General features: G+C 48.7%; 6 protein-coding genes and 2 pseudogenes. 1 reads left to right on the top strand and 7 read right to left on the bottom strand.

What is annotated here, in order from left to right; genetic code table 11:
- Window positions 1–126: 126 nt before the first annotated feature.
- Together ACMV5H_RS24810 and ACMV5H_RS24815 are read right to left on the bottom strand one after the other, a co-directional pair.
- Window positions 127–1,083: pseudogene (locus ACMV5H_RS24810) on the bottom strand (HlyD family secretion protein); the annotation flags it as partial.
- A 4-nt stretch (window positions 1,084–1,087) separates the two neighbouring features.
- Window positions 1,088–1,411, bottom strand: a complete 324-nt coding sequence (locus tag ACMV5H_RS24815; protein ID WP_115158572.1) for a DUF3302 domain-containing protein — start codon at window positions 1,409–1,411, stop codon at window positions 1,088–1,090.
- 411 nt (window positions 1,412–1,822) lie between these two features.
- On the opposite strand from ACMV5H_RS24815, the gene ACMV5H_RS24820 reads away from it, so the two are divergent.
- A complete protein-coding gene (locus tag ACMV5H_RS24820; RefSeq protein WP_021805577.1) occupies window positions 1,823–1,975 on the top strand; it encodes a hypothetical protein in 153 nt (50 codons plus the stop codon).
- Here the strand turns inward: ACMV5H_RS24820 and ACMV5H_RS24825 are convergent.
- The 5 genes and pseudogenes from ACMV5H_RS24825 to ACMV5H_RS24845 all read right to left on the bottom strand — a co-directional run.
- A pseudogene (locus ACMV5H_RS24825) lies at window positions 1,936–2,065 on the bottom strand (aldo/keto reductase); the annotation flags it as partial. The gene ACMV5H_RS24820 and the pseudogene ACMV5H_RS24825 sit on opposite strands and share 40 nt — an antisense overlap.
- 330 nt (window positions 2,066–2,395) lie before the next feature.
- Window positions 2,396–2,902, bottom strand: a complete 507-nt coding sequence (locus tag ACMV5H_RS24830; RefSeq protein ID WP_179249113.1) for a fimbrial protein — start codon at window positions 2,900–2,902, stop codon at window positions 2,396–2,398.
- Between the two features lie 21 nt (window positions 2,903–2,923).
- Complete coding sequence (locus ACMV5H_RS24835; protein ID WP_414822725.1) at window positions 2,924–4,162, bottom strand: hypothetical protein; 1,239 nt, start codon at window positions 4,160–4,162, stop codon at window positions 2,924–2,926.
- Between the two features lie 16 nt (window positions 4,163–4,178).
- Window positions 4,179–4,919 (bottom strand): molecular chaperone, encoded by a 741-nt coding sequence (locus tag ACMV5H_RS24840; RefSeq protein WP_021805574.1) that lies wholly within the window; start codon window positions 4,917–4,919, stop codon window positions 4,179–4,181.
- 18 nt (window positions 4,920–4,937) lie between these two features.
- A complete protein-coding gene (locus ACMV5H_RS24845) occupies window positions 4,938–6,125 on the bottom strand; it encodes a fimbria/pilus outer membrane usher protein (RefSeq protein ID WP_414822726.1) in 1,188 nt (395 codons plus the stop codon).
- Window positions 6,126–6,206 lie beyond the last annotated feature (81 nt).

Below are 6,206 nucleotides of genomic sequence, written 5' to 3' on the forward strand. Positions count from 1 at the left end.
AGAACCGCTCTTTCTGAGTCAGATGTTTTCCCTGCATGCAACAGGCTCTCCAGTAGGGCCAGAGCGGTGATTTTATCCGGGTCTGGCCAGTGGGTCACTTTGTTGCGTTTCGAGTGGGAATGGGGCGGGTATCATGCTCAATGATTGCAGGGTTCCCTGCGCCTGGTACGTCCCGCTGGGAACGACGGGAAGTATGCTGGTCAGTCTCCCCTGAAACACCTGGCCAGGTAGCGCATTGAAGACGATCTCGGCTTGATCGCCCGATTTCAGGCGTAACAGCGAATTTTGTCTGAATTGCGCGACGATTTGTCGTTTTTGCTGCGGGATAAACACCATCACCGGGCGCAGTGGCAGCGCTGCCGCGTAGGTTCCTGGGCGGATAAGCACCTGGGTTACATAGCCATTACTGGGGGCGCGAACCACGGTTTGGTCGAGATTGTATTTGGCTTCTGTTAACTGGGCACGGAGGCTGACTATCTGCGACTGTTCTCCGTTGACGACGCTGCTTAACTGGCTTTTTATCTGTGCCTGTTCAGCCAATGAACTTTTCACCAGCGCATCCTGCGCCAGAAAATTTTGCCTGGCGTTATCAATGTCGCTTTCGGAGAACGGGTTTACCCTGGCCCGGCTTCCTCTAAGATAGCGCTGGTAGTCTTTATATAAACGATCGCGTTCGGCAATCACCCCCGAGGTATGGGCGACGGCTTCATCTAATTGCCCTTGGAGCACCTGGATGCTATGGATTGCCGTCATTAAATCGGCCTGTAATCTATCGACACGTGCCTGGTATCGGGTGGGCTCTATTTTAAAAAGTACGTCCCCTTTTTTTATAAAGGTATTCTGCTTATCAGTGACCTCACTGACAATGCCGGTAACTTGCGGAGTAATGGGAATGGAAACCACGGCCTTTTGTGCTTGAAAAGTATAAGGGTGGTTATAATTCATTAATAAAATCAGGGCACCCACTAAAACAACGCCACCCAATGCTGCGGTGGGGACCGTCCATTTGTTTACCGGGATTTTAAATATTTTGAATATGCCATAGGCCAACGCGACATAGGTAAGAATAATGAGCAAGTCCATGGAGTTACTCCGCAGAAGGTGTTTTGGTTTCGCTGATGCTCTGTTCCAGCTCGGTAATTCTTTGCTCTAAGCGGGCAAAGGGATCTTGCTGGCCTTGCATGCCCCAACCGCGCTCTGGGCGATACAACGTGGCCCATATCCATAAAAAAGGCCACATCACATGCAGAGTAAACAAACTGACCCAACCCGCAACATGGATCGCGTCTGCATGCGGATGATTGCGTGATTTTGCAATCAGATAAGGAATGTCATGGAGAATAATGATCCCGTAAAAAATAACGAGGAAAACAACAATGAGTACGCCTAACGCAAAGTAATTTAGGAACATGGTGGCCTCGGCTAAGTAAACTCACCCGACGGATTAGGTACGTGCGCTATGGGGTGCGCCACCTTGTCTGTTAGGCGTGTAGTAGTGGGTTATCATTGACTGTAGTGGATAATAATTTATGAATAGTGATATTTTTCATCTACTTTGGCAGTGCACGCCGACAATGACATGTCGGTAGATAAAACACCTAAGGCAATGCTAAAAGGATGTCTTTTCATATATCCTCTCGGTGGGGAGAGGTCAGTTCATAAAATATAGCACCATCCAAAAAATCTGGCGGTATGAGAACATTTTTGTTGGCGATTTATCAGCAACCTTGGTCGTTAACGGGGCTAAAATGGTAGTGTCTATGAACCCATTTCATAAGTTCTGTGCGAACTGGCAAGGTTTACGTCAACCAAGGAAATACGCATGCTGAAAGAAAACTTCAATGAGCTACAGGTTTTTCTCGCCGTGGCGAGGGAGAGAGTTTTTACCAAAGCGGCGGGCGAACATGCGGTGCGCAGCCTGCTATCACGGTGCCAGCCACGCTCAACGGCTGCGCGGATCAGTTCAACGGCCTGACGCGTATCCGTTGCCGAAGCTCAACCCCATGCAGCCCAGGCCGAGCGCTGACACTTCCAGCCCGGACTTACCGAGATAACGTGTTTGCATTCGGGAGTTCCTCCTATTTTATCGTTAAACGTCGAGTTTGCGGCTGGCTAGCTATTCCACCCTGGCCGGATCGCGATGCGAGAAGAAAGCGCTGGTCGCGGTATCGATCGGCCGATCTGTAGTGTGTGAAAAGTTTTACTCGGCGTGATTTAATTGATTAGAGGGAGTAATTCGCTAGGGTTAATTAGCAGGATTCATTAATAAGCGAATGAACCCTGCTGTTTGTGCTGGTACTGCGGATTTTTTGTGGCTGACCTGGTCGGCAATCTTAGCCTGGCAGGCGAATTGGCCCAAGCTCAACTGAGCAAGGCAAAGACTGCACACATAAGGTTAATCATAGTACAGCGTATAGTGCAGCAAGCGGCTAAATGACCCTGAATTAATCGGCCCCGTTTTAGCGATGTAAGCCGAGAAAAGCAGGGTGTTATCGCCTTTTTTAATTTTTTGGCCGCTATTCTTTTTGCCAAAATACAGCGGGCTGCCATCACTGTCCAGCAGCCCTAACGCGATACCACTCATGCCATCAACCGGAATCAAACTGCCAGATGCGCCGGTCCCCGTTCTGTCGAACGCAATCTTGACGTTCTTATTTTCTGTATCGCAGCCGTATAAATTGATGAGGAAGGGCACCGGTGTAGATTTCCCTTTGGCATCAAGCTCGGCGCTGGATATTTCGCCCATGTTGATCGTTTGATTATCATCACCGACCACGATATTGCAGGTGGCGACAGTAATCCTGCCCACAAACTGAGTGCTACTGCTCGCCTTGATTTCCGCATGAGCAGCGGTGGGCAACAGCGTTGCGGCAAATAGAAGTAAACATTTGCTGTTCATCATTGCTTTCCTTCCCAATAACATTCACGGCATGGCAACTTCGAAGGTCAGCACCTGGCTGTATTCACCATCCTTGATTTTTTTAAGATCCTTGGTGGTGGCGGATATTTCAGCCCGCATCCTTTTTGATTCGCTGATGCTGCTGATATCACTAATAAAGCTGGAGTATTTTTGGTTGAATTTCAAGTATGCACCTTTACCTAAATCAAACAGCTTGAGGCCGATACCCTGTGGCGCTCCTGAGCTATGGCTAATCCCCCAAAAGGTCGAGCTGATTGGGTAACCGCCTTGGGTTTTGATTTCACCGGGCAGATTATAGGCGCTACCCATACAGGTGGTGGATTGGTCTGGTCCTTTTATCACGGTCATGGTGAAGTCCTCACTACGGACTCTGCCACGGCTGAGATCGTCAGAGGAGATCGGCTGGAATGCCACCACATCCGGGGTGACAACGGTCAAGGTACACTGCTTGATCGGTGGTCTCATCGAACCGCCCCCGCCCCCGCCCCCGCCTCCGCTACCGATGCTGCTGTTAGTACCGCAGGAAGTCGATCCGTCATTTCCGTTTAGGCCGCAGATAATCAAGTAGGGGGTGCTGGTTGTTGACCAGGCCATATCGGTATCCGAGCCAGAAATTATCCACAGGGCGCCGACCGAGTCTTGCAGATCATAGAAAGGGTTAACGTTATAATCGGTTTTAAATATTTTGGGTTGTACGCGAAAATTAAACGTTAAACTCTTGGTATAGCGTGGCGTGGCGAGCTCCAGATCCCAGCAAGTTTTTTGGCATGGTGCCAAAGTGGTATCGTTCCAGGTAAACTGCTTATCGTGTTCCATGTTTTCAATATTGCTAAAGGTTCTCTGCGAACCGGCACCGGAGATCGTTAAGGTCAGGTTTTTCCATACGTTAGAATTGGCAGGGATGGGAATATCCAGATCGCTGGCCTTGGAAAACTTATAGGTGATCATCTCTGCTTTATCGCCAAAGTTGATGCAGATTACCCTGGCGGTTTGGCTGGTGGAGTAGATGCCGTTGGGAATTTTCCAGATATCTTTTTTGTCACAATGCTTAATACCCTCTTCGTCTTGATAACAATTAATATCTTCAGTGCCCCTTTGGATCCTTCCCTTGATCAGGCTACCGAGGCTTACGGCAGGAATGAGGCTAGGGCTTGGCGTCCAATCGCAGGCAATAACTGACTCAGCCCAGGCGGTGTTAACAGAGAAAAGCCCTATACAGAAGCTCAGGATAAACTTGATCATAATAATAGCCTCAATATCAAGGGCGACTTTTATCGTCTTTTACCACATCGCACTGGCTCGCTGTGCAATGATAATTTATTGCGTTATAAGAGCCATAATCATTAATGTACTGTAGTTGGATGGCCTGGTTTTTTACCAGCGCGTTTGGCACAGTGACGTCACTCAGCGGCTTAAGCGTTATAGCCTCATCCGACAGTGATAGCGGTTTGCTCGCTACGCTGAGGGTCGGGATAACGATATAAAAAGGCGTAGGATTGACGATCTTCACGCCATTATTGACGGGGGTAAGCACTAACTTCTCTTGCCAAACCTCCATGGCCATTTTTTTCAGGCTCGCAGGGCGGTAGAAGACCTTTATTTTAATCCGTAAAGCTAACTGCACGACGTTGCTCTTTTCAGATTTTGGTGGGATCTCCTGCAGGTTATAGAAGAACAATGACTCTCTATCCTGAGGTAATTGAGCCGCAGCCGGCAACGGGGTAATGTTTACCTGCACTGTAGTGTCTTGTTCCAGCCGTTGTAGCGGTGGCAGCACGGTAAGGGGGGAGTTTATTTTTTCTTCATTTTCGTTTTCTAGCCAGCTTTGTGCCAGATAAGGTAATTTTTTACTGTGGTTAATAATATTAACCGGTGCCGATTTTTCATCACCCATCATAATCACGCGAGTTCTATCAATAGAGATCGCCGCGTTGGCCTGGGAGACGCTAAAACCTGCTAGCATCAGGATAAAAAATAGCTTGGTAGCCTGTGGGAACATGGGAATATCCTTGTGAGATTATTGGGTTTTACATACCGTAGAAGAGGTGAAAGACAGCGATACATTCTGGCCCTGCAGGCTGAAGAAACAGTGTCGGCCAGCCGCATCCATCGCTTTTAGGGTGGAATCACTGCTGACTCCGGAAATATAGACCTCGCCATTTTCACCCACCATGCCAACGCTTCTCTTCTCAGCAGCGTCTTCAACGGTGGTGCCAAACGGGATCGGTCGGCCCTGGGGATCGGTTAACCGAATAAAGGCTTTGATCCCCCGGTAAACCTTGAGTCTGCGATAGCCAATCGCCCCTTTGGTTAGCACCGTTTGGATGTTGGCGACTGAACCATCAACATCATCGGGGAGTCGTTTAGTATCAATCGAGTAATCGGTACGGTAATATTCCGGGACGTCGTTGATGATGGCCAAGCCTTGGGCGTTGGTGGGCTCGTTGCGGTCTCCATTGCCAACGTAAACACCGGCAATACCCTTAGTGTCGAGCAGCAGTCTTGAGTTTCCGGCGTAGCCGTCACGGTGCATAACGGTGCCATGAGCGGTGGTCGTGAACCCGGACTTGATGCTGCCGCCCAGATAGTAATCGTCGTCACTCATCGATGCGTTTAAGGTGGTGGCGACCTTGGCCATTTTTTGCGAGGAGTTGGCATTGATCTTACCTTGCCGCAAGCCCTCATAGGCGTTGGCGCCAACGGACCAGGTATTATTGGGGTCAACATTATTGGTATAGGACAGGCTCGGTGATAATTTACCGTTATTGGTACGCATAGCGGTATTCATATAGCTTTTGGCACCTAATGGGATATTAAAACTCAGGTAGATTGAGTTGTTGTTTTTCTGGCTCTGTGAATAAAAGCTTTTCTTATACTCTGTGCGGTTTACCGAGAGATAGGTATTGATATTTTTCAGGCCGGCGAAGTCAAAGGATTTTGACACGCTTAACCCGTAGGTATTACTGTCGGAAACGTCCTGCCAGTAGGTTTGCTTGGTATAAATGGCGTTCAGTGAGAACCCGAGATCGCTAAAGCTCTTGCTGGCGACGATATTGTAACTTTCCTTGCTGGTGCTGATATAATCCGGGCTAGTTTTCAGTGTGATAAAATCATTGAGCGTCAGGAAGCTTTCCTCTGAGAAACGGTAGCCCGCAAAGGGTAACCGTTCACCAGCCCCCCATTGACATAAAAAAGAGACGATCATCACTCGATCCCACATTACCTATTGAGTGATCTTTTTTCTTTGCCACACTCGGGGGATGAAAAAGGTAAAACACTTTCACGC

Source organism: Serratia sp. N21D137 (genome assembly GCF_047530005.1).
In the GTDB taxonomy this organism is placed as follows: Bacteria; Pseudomonadota; Gammaproteobacteria; order Enterobacterales; family Enterobacteriaceae; genus Chania; species Chania fonticola_B.